This window comes from Thermostichus lividus PCC 6715 (assembly GCF_002754935.1).
GTDB classification, from domain to species: Bacteria; Cyanobacteriota; Cyanobacteriia; order Thermosynechococcales; family Thermosynechococcaceae; genus Thermosynechococcus; species Thermosynechococcus lividus.
Genome location: NZ_CP018092.1, coordinates 2,627,803 through 2,643,815 on the forward strand (window position 1 = coordinate 2,627,803; position 16,013 = coordinate 2,643,815).

At 52.1% G+C, this 16,013-nt stretch carries 16 protein-coding genes and 4 pseudogenes; 12 read left to right on the plus strand and 8 right to left on the minus strand.

Annotation, left to right across the window (positions count from 1 at the left end; genetic code table 11):
• Positions 1-79 precede the first annotated feature (79 nt).
• The 3 genes from BRW62_RS12815 to tnpA all read right to left on the minus strand — a co-directional run bounded on the left by BRW62_RS12815 (position 80) and on the right by tnpA (position 3,843).
• Positions 80-1,360, minus strand: coding sequence for a glutamyl-tRNA reductase (locus tag BRW62_RS12815; RefSeq protein WP_099799727.1), 1,281 nt, complete (start codon positions 1,358-1,360; stop codon positions 80-82).
• A gap of 158 nt (positions 1,361-1,518) precedes the next feature.
• A complete protein-coding gene (locus BRW62_RS12820) occupies positions 1,519-3,327 on the minus strand; it encodes an ABC transporter ATP-binding protein (RefSeq protein WP_099799728.1) in 1,809 nt (602 codons plus the stop codon).
• A gap of 306 nt (positions 3,328-3,633) precedes the next feature.
• The gene (gene tnpA / locus BRW62_RS15410) at positions 3,634-3,843 is read right to left on the minus strand and encodes an IS200/IS605 family transposase (RefSeq protein WP_227517440.1); all 210 of its coding nucleotides are present in this window, start codon (positions 3,841-3,843) and stop codon (positions 3,634-3,636) included.
• Positions 3,844-3,950: 107 nt separating this feature from the next.
• Between tnpA and BRW62_RS15415 the strand changes: the two genes are divergently transcribed.
• The 9 genes and pseudogenes from BRW62_RS15415 to BRW62_RS12865 all read left to right on the plus strand — a co-directional run bounded on the left by BRW62_RS15415 (position 3,951) and on the right by BRW62_RS12865 (position 8,945).
• The gene (locus tag BRW62_RS15415; RefSeq protein ID WP_157768376.1) at positions 3,951-4,199 is read left to right on the plus strand and encodes a zinc ribbon domain-containing protein; all 249 of its coding nucleotides are present in this window, start codon (positions 3,951-3,953) and stop codon (positions 4,197-4,199) included.
• Positions 4,200-4,387: 188 nt separating this feature from the next.
• On the plus strand, positions 4,388-5,074 hold the full coding sequence (locus BRW62_RS12835) for a hypothetical protein (RefSeq protein WP_227517441.1): 687 nt from the start codon (positions 4,388-4,390) through the stop codon (positions 5,072-5,074).
• Between the two features lie 17 nt (positions 5,075-5,091).
• Positions 5,092-5,367, plus strand: a complete 276-nt coding sequence (locus BRW62_RS14295) for a hypothetical protein (RefSeq protein WP_227517442.1) — start codon at positions 5,092-5,094, stop codon at positions 5,365-5,367.
• Positions 5,364-5,705, plus strand: a complete 342-nt coding sequence (locus BRW62_RS12840; protein ID WP_099799731.1) for a hypothetical protein — start codon at positions 5,364-5,366, stop codon at positions 5,703-5,705. The genes BRW62_RS14295 and BRW62_RS12840 overlap by 4 nt, the downstream gene beginning before the upstream one ends.
• Before the next feature lie 157 nt (positions 5,706-5,862).
• A pseudogene (locus BRW62_RS12845) lies at positions 5,863-6,969 on the plus strand (histidine kinase); the annotation flags it as partial.
• A gap of 8 nt (positions 6,970-6,977) precedes the next feature.
• Positions 6,978-7,166: a GTP-binding protein gene (locus BRW62_RS12850; protein ID WP_157768377.1), complete on the plus strand. Its 189-nt coding sequence runs from the start codon at positions 6,978-6,980 to the stop codon at positions 7,164-7,166.
• Positions 7,103-7,414, plus strand: a pseudogene (locus tag BRW62_RS12855) (GTP-binding protein); the annotation flags it as partial. The gene BRW62_RS12850 and the pseudogene BRW62_RS12855, both read left to right, overlap by 64 nt.
• A 140-nt stretch (positions 7,415-7,554) precedes the next feature.
• On the plus strand, positions 7,555-8,187 hold the full coding sequence (locus BRW62_RS12860; RefSeq protein ID WP_099799735.1) for a hypothetical protein: 633 nt from the start codon (positions 7,555-7,557) through the stop codon (positions 8,185-8,187).
• A 410-nt stretch (positions 8,188-8,597) separates the two neighbouring features.
• On the plus strand, positions 8,598-8,945 hold the full coding sequence (locus BRW62_RS12865) for a DUF309 domain-containing protein (RefSeq protein ID WP_099799736.1): 348 nt from the start codon (positions 8,598-8,600) through the stop codon (positions 8,943-8,945).
• Positions 8,946-8,955: 10 nt separating this feature from the next.
• Here the strand turns inward: BRW62_RS12865 and BRW62_RS12870 are convergent, their stop codons facing one another.
• Entirely contained in the window at positions 8,956-10,635 is a 1,680-nt protein-coding gene (locus BRW62_RS12870) for a CHAT domain-containing protein (protein WP_198406063.1), read from the minus strand.
• 261 nt (positions 10,636-10,896) lie between these two features.
• On the opposite strand from BRW62_RS12870, the gene BRW62_RS12875 reads away from it, so the two are divergent.
• Together BRW62_RS12875 and BRW62_RS12880 are read left to right on the plus strand one after the other, a co-directional pair.
• Positions 10,897-11,082: a hypothetical protein gene (locus BRW62_RS12875; RefSeq protein WP_099799738.1), complete on the plus strand. Its 186-nt coding sequence runs from the start codon at positions 10,897-10,899 to the stop codon at positions 11,080-11,082.
• 10 nt (positions 11,083-11,092) lie between these two features.
• Positions 11,093-11,857: a dienelactone hydrolase family protein gene (locus tag BRW62_RS12880; RefSeq protein ID WP_099799739.1), complete on the plus strand. Its 765-nt coding sequence runs from the start codon at positions 11,093-11,095 to the stop codon at positions 11,855-11,857.
• On the opposite strand, the gene BRW62_RS12885 is transcribed toward BRW62_RS12880, so the two are convergent.
• Both BRW62_RS12885 and BRW62_RS14845 read right to left on the minus strand, forming a co-directional pair.
• Entirely contained in the window at positions 11,847-13,343 is a 1,497-nt protein-coding gene (locus BRW62_RS12885; protein WP_099799740.1) for a pyruvate kinase, read from the minus strand. The genes BRW62_RS12880 and BRW62_RS12885 overlap by 11 nt on opposite strands.
• A gap of 276 nt (positions 13,344-13,619) precedes the next feature.
• Positions 13,620-13,916: pseudogene (locus BRW62_RS14845) on the minus strand (RNA-guided endonuclease InsQ/TnpB family protein); the annotation flags it as partial.
• A gap of 88 nt (positions 13,917-14,004) precedes the next feature.
• Between BRW62_RS14845 and BRW62_RS12895 the strand changes: the two are divergent.
• A complete protein-coding gene (locus BRW62_RS12895; protein ID WP_099799741.1) occupies positions 14,005-15,264 on the plus strand; it encodes an RNA-guided endonuclease InsQ/TnpB family protein in 1,260 nt (419 codons plus the stop codon).
• Positions 15,265-15,283: 19 nt separating this feature from the next.
• On the opposite strand, the pseudogene BRW62_RS12900 reads toward BRW62_RS12895, so the two are convergent.
• Together BRW62_RS12900 and BRW62_RS12905 are read right to left on the minus strand one after the other, a co-directional pair.
• Positions 15,284-15,751 (minus strand): annotated as a pseudogene (locus BRW62_RS12900) (RNA-guided endonuclease InsQ/TnpB family protein); the annotation flags it as partial.
• The gene (locus tag BRW62_RS12905) at positions 15,736-16,008 is read right to left on the minus strand and encodes a hypothetical protein (protein WP_099799743.1); all 273 of its coding nucleotides are present in this window, start codon (positions 16,006-16,008) and stop codon (positions 15,736-15,738) included. The gene BRW62_RS12905 and the pseudogene BRW62_RS12900, both read right to left, overlap by 16 nt.
• Positions 16,009-16,013: the final 5 nt, after the last annotated feature.

Genomic DNA, 16,013 nt, shown 5'->3' on the forward strand with positions numbered 1-16,013 from the left:
ATTTTCCCAGATTTTGCTTGAGTAAATGAGTTAACTCTCAACAAATCTTAAAAACTCGCTGCATAGGCCACACGGGCAGTTAGGCTTCCACAGGCTCCAAATTAAACAGCGCCTGGAGGGTCTGCATGGCTCGCTGGCGACTTTCTAAATCTTGCTGGGATTGCAATTGTACCGTGGGGTCGTGGAGGATTTTGTTAATAATGGTTCGGGTCATCGCCTCAATCACCCCTTGGTGCTTATCGGCAAACTCACTGCCGAGGCGCGAGAGGGCTTTGTCGAGTTCTTGGGTGCGAATTAGCTCCATTTTTTCCCGCAGGCAACGAATGGTTGGGATGGTTTCCAGAGCGTGCCACCATGCGAGGAAGGTGTCTAATTCCTTTTCAAGAATGGCTTCAGCTTCTTGCGCCAGTTGGCGGCGGGCTTCTTGGTTTTGAGCCACCACCGCTTCTAGATCGTCCACATTGTAGAGCTGCACGGCTGCTAGTTCCGTAACGTTGGCGTGAACATTTCGGGGCACGGAAATATCAATGATAGATAGGGGGCGATCGCCCGTGAGCACTGCGCCTAGGTTATCCCGATCCAAGAGGGGCTGCGTTGCGGCGGTGCCGGTAAAAATTAAATCCATCGCGGCCACAATCGGCAGCAAATCAGTCATGGTAAAAAGTTCAAATCGTACATCCGGAAACTGCTGTGCGAGGTCTTGGGCGCGCTCCACAGAGCGGTTAATAATACGTAGCTCCTTGACTCCGCGGGCAATCAGGTGTTGTACCACCAAACGCGACATTTTACCCGCACCCACAATTGCAATGCGGCAGTGTTGCAGGTTGGGGATTCGCAAATCCGCTAGCTCCACTGCTGCGGAACTAATGGAGACTGCCCCGGTACCAATACTGGTTTCAGTACGCACCCGCTTCCCCGCAGCGATCGCCGTAGTGAACAGACGATTCAGAATTGACCCAATGGCTTTATACTGCTGCCCCAACTGGTGGCACCGCTTGACTTGGGAGAGAATTTGGCCTTCGCCAATCACGAGGCTATCTAACCCCGAAGCGACTCGCATCAGGTGCATCACAGCATCTTGGTGCAGCAAAATAAACAGGAATGGCCGCAACTGCCGCAAGGGAATATGGCTCCATTCACTGAGGAATTGGTGTACCTCCCGTACCCCAGCTTCCGTGTCGCTGGCCACAATGTAGATTTCCAGACGATTGCAGGTACTCAGAATCGTTGCTTCTTGGATATGGGCATAGCCACAGAGGTGCTGTAGTGCTCGCTCCCGCACATCCTCTGGCACGCTGAGTTTTTCGCGAACCTCTACGGGGGCAGTTTTATGGCTTAATCCAATGACAGCAATATTCATAACAGCGTGTTCTCGTGGTTTTTAGCGGCAACTCCATAGATTGTTGTATCAAGATTCTTGAACCCCCTTCACGCTTGTTTGCAAGTCTTTACTTTTTGGTGTGCTGGTTTTGCGAGTATCTGAAGGAGCTTGGGCTACAAGGCTGCCACCCTTTGCCGCTAGGCCGATGCCTCGGTCATGTCCGATAAGGCCTGTAGGCGGTAAAGATTGGCATAGACCCCATTGCGTTCCAAGAGTTCAGTGTGGGTGCCCTGCTCCACCAGTTTGCCGCGCTTGAGCACTAAAATGCGATCCACATAGCGAATAGTGGCGAGGCGGTGGGCAATGATAATGGCTGTGCGATTCACCAAAAGGCGGTTCAAGGCTGCCTGAATCATGACCTCGGTACCCACATCAAGATTGGCTGTGGCTTCGTCCAGTACCAGAATTTGTGGATTGCGGATGGCAACCCGCGCAAAGGCGAGAAGTTGCCGTTGCCCTGCCGATAGATTTGTGCCGCGTTGCCGTAGAAGGGTGTCGTAACCTGCGGGCAATTGCTCAATAAACTCAGCAATGTTCATCTCCCTTGCGACCCGCTGAATCTCCTCGAGGGTGTAGGCATCACCAAGGGTAATGTTGCTTTTCACATCCCCGGAAAACAAAAAGCTATCCTGCAAAATTACGCCAATGTGGTGCCGCAGTTCCGCTTGGGTGAACTCGCGAACATTACGACCATCCACAAAAACATCGCCGCGACTGGGTTCGTAAAGACGGCAGAGTAAGCGAATAATGGAGCTTTTACCAGCCCCTGTGGGGCCAACGATAGCTACCTTCTCACCGGCCGCAATCTGAAAGGATACCTGTTGGAGGATATAGTCATCGTCTTTGTAGGCCAGCCAAACATCACGAAACTCGACGGCTCCTCGCTCAGGGCTGTGTGGCGCGATCTGTACAACGGTGGGATCGGGGTCTTGGATATCAATTGGCTCTGTCAGCAGATCGGTGATGCGCTCAATGGCCGTTAGCCCCGCCTGCAGGGTAGTAAATTTCTCAGCCAGTTGCCGGAGTGGATCAAACACGCGCTGCGAAAAGAGAATAAATGTGGCTAGGGTACCAAAGTCAATCGTGCGCTGCTCTACTAAGGCACCCCCTAACCACAGCACCCCAGCGATCGCCACAAAGGCAATCCACTCTAGGGTGGCCGAAACCGCTGAATCGTAAAAAATCGTGCGATCCACTTCAGCAACGTAGCGTTGATTACGCCGCCGGAATAAGTCACTATTAAAGGCCTCGCGCCGAAACAACTGCACTACGCTAATGCCAATAATATTTTCCTGTAGGTTGGCATTCAGGAGCGATAACTCTTCGCGGGATTTGTAATTGGCCACCCGATAGCGATTCTGAAAATAGATAATGAGCGCCGTAATGGGCAACACCAGTGCTAGCAACAGGGTAGCTAGGGTGCGATCAATAAAAAACATGGTGAGGATCACCACCACCATGGAAAAGACATCGCTGATCACCCCCACCGCACCCGTGGCAAACACATCGCCGAGGGCATCTACATCACTGGTCAAGCGGGTAATCAGCTTACCCACTGGTGTGCGATCAAAGAAGCGAGAGGACAACCGCAATACATGGTTAAACAAGTCGTGGCGAATATCTGCGGTAATCTGCTGACCAATTTTCTGAATCCAATACCCTTGGGCCGCCTGCATCGTAAACCGCAATAACACGGTGATCAGCAGCGCCATACTCAGAACATCAATGCCTTGGGTCAGCGACAGGGGCTTGAGAAAAGCGTAGGTGCTCTCCTCCCCCTTAAGGAAGGCGATCGCCTGCCCAATGATAATGGGCTGTAGGGCGGCGGCAGCGGCCAAGGGCACTAGCAGTAAACCACTGCCTAAGAGCGCCCAACGGTAAGGCCGTAGGTAGGGGATCAATTGCTGTAACAATTGCCAGTCAGTGGCGCGGGATGCAGATACCATGCTGTCTAAGAACGAGACTGTACTCTACCAACAACGCCAAAGCACGGCCTGGCGATACAACTTGGTTAAATGCTCGGAGAACTTTTTTTGCAAATACAATAGCTCTATGATACCCCTGCCGCATAAAATAACCGAAAACCAGACTACGCCGTAGGCTCAACTGGGAAACCTGCCCATGGAGCAAAGGGCGAGTCTCGCTGGATAGTGATTTATAGAAAATGGAGGGCACGGGAACCAGATAAACCCCCTTCCTTCAGGTCGGGGATACAGAATGGTTCCCGCGCCGCTGCAAAGCGGCAGAGTTGATCAACCCTGGCACTCCTCGATATAGCGCTTAACGGTTTGAGCCGACACATGGCCACAGGTTCCCCAATAAAACGACCTGGCCCAAAGCGGATCTTTTTGGTAGAGCTGCTTCAGCCAGGGAAACTCCATCCTAAGATGCCGTGAACTGTAGCCTTTCAGGATGTTCACGACTTCTGACATTCTAGGCGGGAAGGAAACGCGCCAGTTCAATAAGAATCAGTACAAGGTGATGCTGCCCGACTTGAAGCGGCAATTTGCGTGGCTGAAATACCCCAATTCACAGTCACTCCAAAGCGCCGTAGATAATCTGTATCCGAGTGCTGCACGTCTACACCACCTATAAGGGCAAGTGGTACGGAGCTGCCGTTCAATTCATTGAGGGCTGGTTCCCGTCCACCAAGCTTTGCTGGGATTGCGGGTCACTGAACGACAATTTGACGCTCAGTGACCGAGAGTGGACGTGCCCATCGTGTGGAAGGCAGCATGTTCGCGACGTGACCGCTGCATGGAATATCCTGCAAGAGGCGGTTCGTCTTTTACTGGGGAACCCGGAATTAAGCCCCTAACCGGGGTAGAAGCCTCGCCCTTCTAGGGCGGGGTTCAGTTCACCCACTTCCTAAGGCTTAGCCCTAGGTCTTTAGCTACGTTGGGATACTGTCAGATTGGGTTGCCTTTAGTCTGAGAGCTGCGTTACAATTCTTAATACAAGGCATAAGTAAGCCTTTTGCCCTGTTGCAGGTTAGCTGAGGTTTCTATGTTTGATAACACGCAGGGGGCTATGGCGATCGCCACCGACTCGCCGTCTTCCTTAAGCAGTCTGGCGCAAGCATGGGCAAAGCGCTACATTACCACATTGAATACGACAGCGGTTGCCGAGGACGCTCCTGAAGTTGTAGCACCGCGGCTGCTTTCAGAGTTACGCAATGCCAGTATCAAGGCATGGCAGCGCACCGAAGGATTTTTGGCCGCAGAAATGATCCGCCATGGAATTGCCGCAGAGTTAGTGGATCCGTGGGCAATTTCCAAGGATATTCACGACATCTATCAGCGAACCCTGAAGCTATACCAAGATCATAAAAGTACGCAGCAGATGACGGCCAAGGTGGCCAGTGCCATCAGCGAGGTTCGTGCTCGCTATACGGCGGCGGATCCGCGGGTTATTGGCTTTGTCAGTATGCAGTTTCACCACACCGGCTTGCTATTACTGGAGGCAGCGCCAGAGAGCCAACGCGGCATCTTGGGTAGCTTTTTTAAGGTCATTGACGACCATTTGTATATGCCCTTACACCGAGCGTACGAGGCAGCCGCCAACTATGATTACGACGCGCCAGCGCTACAACTGGTTCGGCATTTACTCCCCAAAGCACAGCGATCGCCACTTGCATTTGTGAGCGTGTGGCGGCACTCAACCCCAAACACCGTTGTTTTAGCGGTTCTTTAAGTCAGCCCAGCGTCAGGGTGTCCAGTATTCGGGATGTGGAAATGTTCCAGATTTACCTGTGGGTGTGCTTGTTGGAACAGCGTCTTGAAGCGTTGCAGCGGGAGTTGTTTCCCTTGTGTCTCATGCTCTACCCGTCCCTAAACGTTACATGGGAGCTAGTCTTTCAGATGGTGCACCTACTGGGGAAAGAAATCGAAACCCGCGCCGCAGATCATGATACAAGTGTGTTCATCCCGTACTATCTTGCCCTGCGGGACATGTTTGATCCCAAAATTTTCCAAGGATTGTTATGATTCAAAACCTACACCAGATTTCCCTCTCACCGATCGCCATTGCCGGTTCTGGGCTGTGGGCGATCGCCCTGTATTGGGGATTTTACCCAACGAGCCAAGCCTTTATTCAGCGTTTGTCCACTTGGCTGAGTGGGGATGTGGCACTGGTTAAAGCCGGCGATCGCGCCGACTTTTGGGCAGGGATGGTTGGAGTGATTCCCTTTGTGGGGCTAGGCATTATCTGCTTTTTGCTTTTGAGCCTTGGGTTGGGGCAAAGCTGGGCATTGAGCATGGGCTTAATGGGCATGGTGGGCGGTGGCATTTACGAGCTAGGCCGCCGCAATGGTCAACAGTCCTAAGTTGGGTTCTAGCCAAGAATCCGCTAAGATTTAGCTAACTTTACACTGTATTGTTGGCAGTGCGAAGGGTGGGCGATCGCAGTTGAAATAATGATGTTTGTGGTGGTTTGATGAAAGCCTTTGCTGATCCCAGTTGTAATCATACCCCCCCACAGCAGCGCCCCTCAGCCTCCTGTTGTTTGTGGCTGATCGACCAGGGGATGAAGAGGAAACGGCTGCCATCCAATCCTATATCCAGCAACTGCCGTCCAACTTTGGTGTGGAGTTAAAAGTTGTGCCCATTGGGGAGCAGCCTTACCTGCTCGAGGAGTATAAGCTGGTGGCTACCCCAGCCCTCATTAAAGTGCGACCCGAACCCCGCCAAACCCTAGCCGGTCGCAAATTGTTGGAAAAAGTAGATTACTGGTGGCCACGCTGGCAGCAGCAACTGGCCATGGTGTTACAGGCAGATATGGAAAAAACTGCTGCTGAGCAATCCGATTGTAGTATGGAGCTGGTGCGCCTTCAGGAAGAACTCTTTCAACTGCGCCAAACCTGCGATCGCCTCAGTGAGCAACTGCACTTTAAAGATCGCATTATTAGCCTGCTCGCCCACGAATTACGCAACCCCCTCACCGCCGTTGGCATTGCCCTAGAAACCTTAGAGTCTCATTGGCACAACGAACTCAGTTGTCAACTCAATCGGGAGGATACACAGCGGCTGTTTCACCATGCTCGCAGCCAAACCGTCGTCATGGGGCAATTGATTACCGACCTGCTATTGGCCGCCCGTGGGCCGCAAGATAACTTGCAAATTATGCCCCGCCAACTGGATCTGCGCAGCCTCTGCCAAGAGACCATCAACGATGTGCGTCTGAACTTTGAACGCAAACAACAAACGTTTACAACTGACTTACCGTTGGATATTCCCCTAGTCTATGGGGATGGCGATCGCATCCGCCAAGTGTTAGTCAATCTACTAGACAACGCCTGTAAATACACCCCAGAAGGCGGCACCATTCACCTGAGTGTGCTGCACCGCATGACCCAAAAAGTCCAAGTGACCGTCTGTGATACCGGGCCAGGTATTCCGCCGGAGGATCAGGAGAAAATTTTTGGTGAGACCGTGCGCCTCGATCGCGATCGCGCCATTGAAGGCTATGGCATTGGCCTTGCCCTCTGTCGCCAAATCATCCGGATGCACTACGGCCAAATTTGGGTGGACTCCCACCTCGGTAAAGGCAGTTGTTTTCACTTCACATTACCAGTGTATCGCGCTCGATGAGGCCAAACATGACAACTAACGGCAATCCCACCGTTCCCGTGACGGTACTGACAGGGTACCTCGGAGCAGGTAAAACCACCCTTCTGAATCGGATCTTGACCTACGAACACGGCAAGAACGTTGCTGTGATTGTGAAGATGCCCATGAACACGATGACACCGTTGGCTCCGTCTCCATTGTTGCCCAAGGCGAGCTAGATGGGGCAAGGTTGCAGGCATGGCTGAGCCAGTTATTACAAACCCAAGGCCCCGATATCTTCCGCATGAAAGGCATTTTGCATCTCGCGGGGCAGCCCACCCCCTTTGTATTTCAGGGGGTACATATGCTCTTTGACGGTCGTCCCCTCGATCGCCCTGTTAACCATCAGCGTAACGAGCTGGTGTTTATTGGCCGCAATTTAGATGAACAGCAGTTACGTCAGCAGTTTGCCGCCTGTCTCATCTAGGGGTTGCCACCGCGATATTGCAGGACACTTGAGTAACTGCCTGTGCATAGGCGATCGCCCCCAAGGGTAATGTTTATAGTAGGCAACTAAGGGCTATCTTCAACGTTTCCTTAAGCAATTAACCATAGGGTGAGACACAAATGTCGGAACAGCGTGCCATTGCCACCACGATCGCCACTGGGTTTGTGGCTATTGCCATCAGCGGTTGCGGCTTGTTTGTGAGCGAGAGCGAAATCAGTGAACCCCTCCCCCAGCAACCAGCAGCTGAGGCCGAACCGGCTGCCGAAGCTACGCCAACTCCAGCCATTGTCCCTTCGCCTATCACTGCCCTAACGCCGCCCACCAACCCCAAAGAGTATGTTGCAGGGTTGTCTGATACGGGTCGCTCTAACCCGTTTGAACCGGTACCAGTTCCGGGAACGGGCACCCCAGGCGGTAATGGCAATGGTGCTACGGGTGGAACAAGTGGTACAGGTGGTGCGGGTGGTTCTGCTACCCTGCCGCCACCGCCCCCACCGGTAGATGCCCAAGCTGTCCAAGTATTTGGTGTTGCGGCGATCAACGGTCGTCTCCAGGCCGTCATTCGCTCTCCCAAAGAAAATGTCACCCGTACCGTGCAAGTAGGGGACACCATTGCTGGTACAGTGCTGGTGCGCTCCATTGATGCCTATGAAACCGTACCCGCAGTGATTTTGGAGCAATTTGGCCAAACGGTACGAGTGCCGGTAGGTAAACCGACAACCGCTCAAGCAGGGCAGCCAGCGACGATCTAGCTGGGCTGGCTACACCGATCTCTAGCCCAAGGGTAGCGTTAAGGAGGTGCCGCCTATCCTCTTGGTTGCCCTTGAGGTGCTGGATCGTGACCCCCTCTTTCGCGATGCCTAGGCAGTGAGTGCATTGATGCCTACCGCAAGCTAAGATCCTGCGAATGGGAGCAGTTTTGTGAAACAAACGATCGCAGCTAAGGGCGCGGCGATCGCGCTATGGGGCAACAAACGATCGCCAGTCATGTTTTTGTAAAAAATCATTGAGAGTTCTCCAAGAGACTCCGCTTGCAAGCGCGGGGAAGGTGTTAATGTTCAGCTCCAAAGTGATTGTATGTCCTAGGTGTAGCGAATAGGCATGGGGTGTTATCTGCTATTTACTTAGCTGTGAGCGTGTTAATCGATCTTCAGGATAACCGATGCATTTATCTGACCCCCTACAGCAAGCGATCGCCCAATTCAACAGCGGCCAATACTATGCGTGCCACGACACCCTCGAAGTGCTGTGGTTAGAGGCTACCGAACCCGATCGCACCTTTTATCAAGGTCTGCTGCAGATTGCTGTTGCCTGTTACCATGCTAGCCGCAGTAACTCCCGGGGGGCAATTTTACTTCTAGGGGAAGGAACCCGCCGCCTGCAACAGTGCGACCCCGCCCATTATGGCCTTGACTTAAAAGCATTGATAGCTGCCGCCATGACCTTACAGGCCCAGCTTCACGCCCAAGCACCGCCCTCCATAGTGCTGCACATTGACCGATTGAATTAGCTAGGACAAGCTACCACGGGCTGCCAATCATCGTAAACGCAGACCAATAGTAGGGATGGCTGAGGCGGCGATCGCCCCCGCCACGAGCCACGTCTGGCGGCAGCGGAATTGATCCCCGTGGGGTTTGCAGTTGATTGCCCTTGACTTGAACGTCCCCCCGCAGCATCGCTAACTGCGCCTGCCGCAACGCTTCAGCCTTAATCGGTGCCGTATTCAATTGATGATAAAACTCAGTCATCAAGGCCAAGGTTCCCTCATCACTGACGTACCACAAACTGGCCAGCACCGACTTGATCCCTGACTGCGCTGCCAAACCAGCAAAGCCTAACTCTGCCCCCAAATCGCCAACAGCGGTTCGACACGCACTCAAGGTCAACAGTTCAGTATCTGGGCGGTAGAGCTGCAAATTGCGCAACTGCAACAGATTCAAGCGGCTATCCCTAAACGCAATATAGGAATTTTCTGGAGACCCCGGCTGGAACTCCGCGTGGGTGGCCAAATGGATCACCTGATAAGCTCCACTCCGCCGTTGGGCCTGAAGATTAGAAATGGTGAACGCCTCATTCAAAAACTCTTTCCCACCCCCCAAATCGTCTGTGATCTGAGCCAATTCAATCGGTACCGCCGGTAATGGCGACTGATCCACAAACTCCGAGGCTCCCATAGCCAGGATGCGCCCCTGCTGAACATTGCGGTAGCGGGTATCCATTAAGCTCATACTGGGTACTAGCCCAACGCTAAAGCGCTCCACCAAAAAACCTTGACCATCGTGCAGTGCCGCTATAGGAACCCCTCGCATCCCACCATCCAGGACAAAGACCAGCGTTTCTATCCCTTGAGTCTCCAGTTGCGGACGCAGCGGCGCAATCAACCATTGATAAAGCTGTTGCGATGCTGGCAAGTAGGTACGGGTATTGACGAGCCGCGGATCCCGCACATTGTTCATGAACTCCTCAGCAGCTTTGAGAACTTGCGCTTGCCCTACCCCCTTCACGGCTTGATAAATTGGCTCACCCTCAGGAGTCACCATCAAGAGATCCGTTTGCTCAGGACGGTTGAGCATGTAAATGACCGCAGGTTTCTTGCCCGTTTGCTTGGCAATTTCGTTGAGGATGGCCTGAATTTGCGCCAGCGATAGCTCATCCGCATCACAGGTGCGCCCAAAGTAACTGCTGACCTCTTGGCACCCCATCTGATCGAGCAAAATTAGGGCATTTTCTAAGTCATTATTCTCTAGAGCAAGGGCAATCTCTTGTGGAAACAGGACTGGTGGAAGCTCAGAAGGGGGCTGCAACGGCGGAATTATTGCCGGTGGTGGAGGTTGCAATACATTGTTGGCCGCCTGAGTACACTCATTGTTACTGTACTGCAACTGCGAGCAAGGATTAGAGACCAGATTAGGGCCTAAATTCTGGAAGCGAATATTGCCACGCTCAACCGTTCCCGAAAGAATCGTTGGATTGCCATTCGCTAGGGGGGCAATCACTGAATTGGGGGTCACCAGCGCACCAAGCGTACCATTGACCGCTGGATTACCAACCAAGAAAAAGGTATCACTATTAATAAAAATATTAATGGCATTGCCATAGATGCTGGTGAGAATGCCGTCAACAGTAAAGGCTCCCGTTAGTCGCAACGAATTACCTGCAAAAATATCGACGTTTCCAGTGCCAGCATTAATAAAACTCAATAATAGATTGATCCCAGAAAGATTGACATTACCGCCACTGCCAGCACTGATAAGGAAGCCTGACGTAATGTTGCCGTTGCTAGCAGCAATCGAGATATTACCGCCCCGCGTAAAAATGTCACCAGTGTGTGCCTCTGCGTTAATTGGCCTGTTGAAATCAATGGGGAATGAGTTATTCTGCCTCGCTTCTCAGCCAAAGGGGCTGAATTGACCCAAGGGGGCGTTAAAGTAGGAGTGGTCTTTGAGATAGGTTATACATCTATGGATTTGCCCACTCTGCGCGATCGCCTACAGATCATTCTCAGTAAACGAGAGAGTCTGAAAATGCTGATGGAGCTTCCCGGTACTGGCACCATTAGTATTGACATCCAATCTGCTTTGGCGGAACTGGATGAACTGGTGAACGATATTAAACGTACCTTCCCAGACTTAGACATCTCTGCATAGGACGGCAGTCATGGCAGACATTACCAGTCGTTGGGTAAAAGTGGTCAATGGTGATTTGCTCATTGATGCCTACTTGGCGGCACCCACCGCCCCGGGATGCTACCCTGGTGTCATTGTGTTTCAGGAGATTTTTGGGGTTAATGCCCATATCCGAGATGTGACGGAACGAATTGCCCGTGAGGGCTATGTGGCGATCGCCCCGGCGTTGTACCAACGCTTTGCGCCGCAGTTTGAAGCCGGTTACACCGCCGCTGACATTGACTTGGGGCGGCAGTACAAAAACCAAACGAAGGCCGATGAACTCCTCAGCGACACTCAGGCCACCATTGCTTACCTGCAAGGATTAGAGGCAGTTAAAGGGGATGCCATTGGCACCATCGGCTTTTGCTTTGGCGGGCATGTGGCCTACTTAGTGGCTCAGTTACCCGACATCAAGGCCACTGCTGCATTTTATGGCGCGGGCATTACCACCATGACCCCCGGTGGCGGCCTGCCCACCTTGGCCATAACCCCGAAAATTCGCGGGACGCTCTACGCCTTTTTTGGCGATCGCGATCAAAGTATTCCCATGGAGCAGGTTAAAGAGATTGAAAGGGCGCTGCACCACCATGGCATCCGCCATCACATCTTTATTTATCCGGCAGATCACGGCTTCTTTTGCGATCAGCGCGACAGTTACGATGCAGCGGCGGCTCACGATGCTTGGACGCAGGTGATGCACCTGTTTGAAACCGTGCTGAAAGCATCTACGGCTCCTGCCCAACCTAGTAGCTAGGCGCACTGGGTTGCCAAGAGTGTAGGGCACGCAGTTGAGGCGTTTTCTTCTGTTGATGGGCTTCCATGCGAACCAGCACATCATCCAGCGTATCGACGGCTAAGCCAACGTAGGGACCTTTGTTGAGCATGACGCACTCCGCCCGCTCTGCCATTGCCGCATCAGTCATTTCTGCGCGGGAGGGCACCCCTTTTTTGACCAAATTTTCTAAGACCTGAGTGGCCCAGATGACGGGGACGTGGGCGGCTTCGCACAGCCAGAGAATTTCTTCTTGCATTTCCGCAAGCCGTTGATAGCCAATTTCAACGGCTAGATCGCCACGGGCAATCATAATACCAAAGGGTTGCTGCCCTGCGGCCTGCACTATGAGATCCGGCAGGGCACGAATGGCTTGGAGAGTTTCTATTTTGGCGATGATACCGAGCCGCTGAGCGCGATCGCCACAGCGTTGGGTAAGCTCTGATTGTAGGAGCGCAATGTCAGCCGCAGACTGCACGTAGGAGTAACCGATGAGGTCAGCCTCTTGAACAATTAGATCAAGGTGTTGGCGATCGCGATCGGTGAGGGGACACAACGACAGTTGGCTATCCGGGAAGTTAAAGCCTTTATCCGGTTTCAGGCGTTGGCCTTTTTTGCAATGGCTGAGGACTAGCTCAACCCCTTGCTCGTTTTTTGCCACAATCTGCCCGCCAATGTGGCCATCGTCCAGCCACACCCGATCGCCCACCTTAAGCTGGGGCAAAATTTCCGGTAGGGAGCACGTGATCTGAACAACACCCGCACGGGAGCGATCAATGTTGTAGCACACGTAGAGGCGATCGTTCGGCTTGATCCGTGCCCCCTCAGGAAACACCTCTGCTACCCGGGGTTTTGGCCCGCCCAAATCCATCAGGATTTTACAGGGCTGGTTGGTGAGGTGCACCGCCGCCCGTAAATTGGCAATCATCGCCTGCCATGTGGCGGGGTCGTCGTGGGCACAGTTAATACGGGCGCAGTTCATCCCCTTGCGCAATAAGGTAATGCTCCACTGTGGATCTGTGGCAGCAATAGTTGGCAGTGTTACCATAATGCGTACATGGCGCTTGCCGCGGATCTCCCCGAAGAGTTCTTGGGTGTGCTGCCGCAGTTGGCGATCGCCCTCAAAAAAAGCTGCCAAGGGAGGTCGCGGAGGCAACCCCTGCTGAGAGTGGCACAGTGCCCCCAAGGTGTTAATGACCGCATCGAGGTTAGGCAGTACCCGCGCTTCAATGCGCCCCAAGGAGGATAACCCCCAAGGCATCAATGCCATTTGAATGGCACGCAGATCCCGCCAGCGCAAGGCCAAATAGTAAGCTAAATTCCGGGCACTTGGCAGAAACTGGGAACGGCGAATGTGGGGTTGCCAGCGCTGAAAGCGAGCCTCCCCTTCCTTAAACACCTCATGGCGTAAGTCTAAAAGACTCTGGAGTAAGGCGGTGGGTGCAATCGTTTGTGGCTCAGTCAGCATGAGTGCCTCCTGTGATGAATGCAATGGCAACCAACAACCACCGGCACGGAACGCATCTTAATAAGCTTTTTGGTTGTGCAGGAATAACAGCGTCTAGTCTTTCGATCGTTCCTCTATTTCTAAGTATATCTACTCCCTGCCAAGCTCCTTTTACAGTTCAGCAATATTTTACGATCCCCCACAAAGGGGGTCTGCCAATACTGCCAATTTTCCTTGTTGAAGGAAGACTTCCAGTAGTTGACACTCCCCATGCCTAAAGGCAGGGGATTCTTTCTTCTACGGGAGTCTATTGACTTTACCCTCAGAAAGCATCTTGACCGTATGCCCTACGGCTGCAAGTCCACGCTGAGCCACTACTTGAGCGGCAACGTCCCTATCAGTCTCGTATCCACACTCAGGACAGCTATGTACTCTCAGACTTAGCGGTTTTTTGCCAGTGTGCGTTTGGCAATTAGGGCAAATCTGAGATGTACCATTTGGATCAACCTTTAAGAAAGCAACACCACGCTTAAGGCAGACATATTCTAAAATGCTGAGAAACTGCCCAAACCCAGCATCTAAAGTGTGCTTACCGAAAAACGCCGTAAAGCCCCTAGCTTTAGCTATGGGGATATAAGGCGCATATTGTTTTATCAAGCTGAGTCTGTGATAAAATGGAACCATGAGAGTCATAGAAGCCAAGCTAAAGGGCACACAAGAGCAATATCAGTCTCTGGACGAAGCCATCCGTACCGCACAGTTTGTGCGCAACAAGTGTGTACGGTACTGGATGGACAACAAGGGTGTGGGCAGGAATGACCTCTATTCCCACTGCAAAACCTTGGCTCAAGAGTTTGATTTTGCTAAAAAGTTAAACTCAGCAGCCAGGCAAGCAAGTGCAGAACGGGCTTGGGCTTCTATCTCTCGGTTCTATACCAACTGCAAAAACAAGGAGGCAAAGAAGGGATACCCCAAATTCAAGAAGCATTGCCGCTCTGTAGAGTACAAGCTATCGGGTTGGAAGCTATCAGCGGATGGACTGTCCATCACCTTCACCGATGGCTTCAATGCTGGCTCGTTTGCTCTGTACTGCAATGGAGAGGCAAGACAGCATATCCTCAACTCTAAAATCAACCGAGTGCGAGTGGTACGCAGAGCAGACGGGTACTATGCCCAGTTCTGCTTGGATGTGGAGCGCAAAGAGCAGGGAGAGTACACAGGCAATGTCATCGGTATTGACTTGGGGTTAAAACACTTCTACACCGACCAGAACGGAAACACGGTCGATTGTCCTAAGTTTTTAAGACGTAGTGAACGGAGGTTAAAGCAACACCAACGCAGATTAAGTCGGAAGTTCAAGAAAGGGGCGAAACCTCAATCCAAGAACTACCACAAGCAAAGAAAGCGACTAGGCAAAGTACATCTGAAAGTTCAACGCCAACGTAAAGACTGGGCAATCAAGCTTGCTCGGTGCGTAGTGGCATCTAACGATGTCGTGGTGTATGAGGACTTGCAGGTGAAGAACCTAGTCAAGAATCATCATCTTGCCAAATCCATCCATGATGCTAGTTGGTCTCAGTTCACCCAATGGCTGGACTACTACGGGAAGGTGTGGGATAAGGCAGTAGTGTCAGTACCGCCACAATACACCACACAGGACTGTACTCATTGCGGTCATAGGGTGCCAAAAACTCTATCCACTAGAACCCATAGTTGTCCTAAGTGCGGGTTTGAGTTAGACAGAGACCAAAATGCGGCTTTGAACATCCTCAAGAAGGGGCTAAGCATCTTGGGGATGGAGTGGCAAAACAGTACCTTTGGGCAAAAGGGAACTGGGGAGAAATCCCGAACGACTGGGGAGATAAGCACCTCTGCTATGGATGGGAAACCTGAAATGGTAAGTGCTGTCGCTGAACTAGTAACAAGAATCCCCTGCCTTTAGGCATGGGGAGTATGTCAAACAGCATGCCTTTAGACATAGTTTTGAGATCTAAGTCTTCAGCAAATATCATTCCTGCTTGATCGCAAAGATGATGCGCTGTCTTAAAGTGGAAATCCTTTCTGCTATCGCTGATACGCTGATGATGTCTAGCTACCTTTTGTTGAGCCTTGTGCCAGTTTTTTGACCCTAGTTTTTTGTGTTTCAGCCTTTGTTGCAGCAATTTCAGCTTGCTTTGAGCATCTACAAAAAACCGTGGTCTTGGTACAAGTTCATGGTCAGAAGTAGCTAAAAACTTCTCTAAACCCAAGTCAATTCCTAGAACATGACCGTGAGGTGTTGCTTTCGGAATCTCCACATCACACTGCAAAGCCAACATCGCAAAGTAGCCAGATGCTCTTTTAACTATTCTGATTTGCTTGATAATAAAGCCATCAGGAATAGGGCGAGACTGTCTAAACTTGACTCTGCCAATCATCGGCAAATCAATATGATTACCGATAACTGTTCTACGATGAGGGCTGGATGCGCCTCGGCTACCGGAAATAAACTCGGTTGCTGTACTGCGTATCGCTGCTGCTGCTGGTAGGTGCGGATCGGCAGTTTCCACTGCTCAAGGGTGGCTAGGCTCAGCTCAAGGTTGCCGGTGCTGCTGTAGGTTCCCGCCGGCGATCGCAACCGCCATTGCTCCTGCGCCGAAAACAGCTCCCCCTGCTGCCCCTCTGCGGCAGGCGAGTTAGAGTGCATGACTC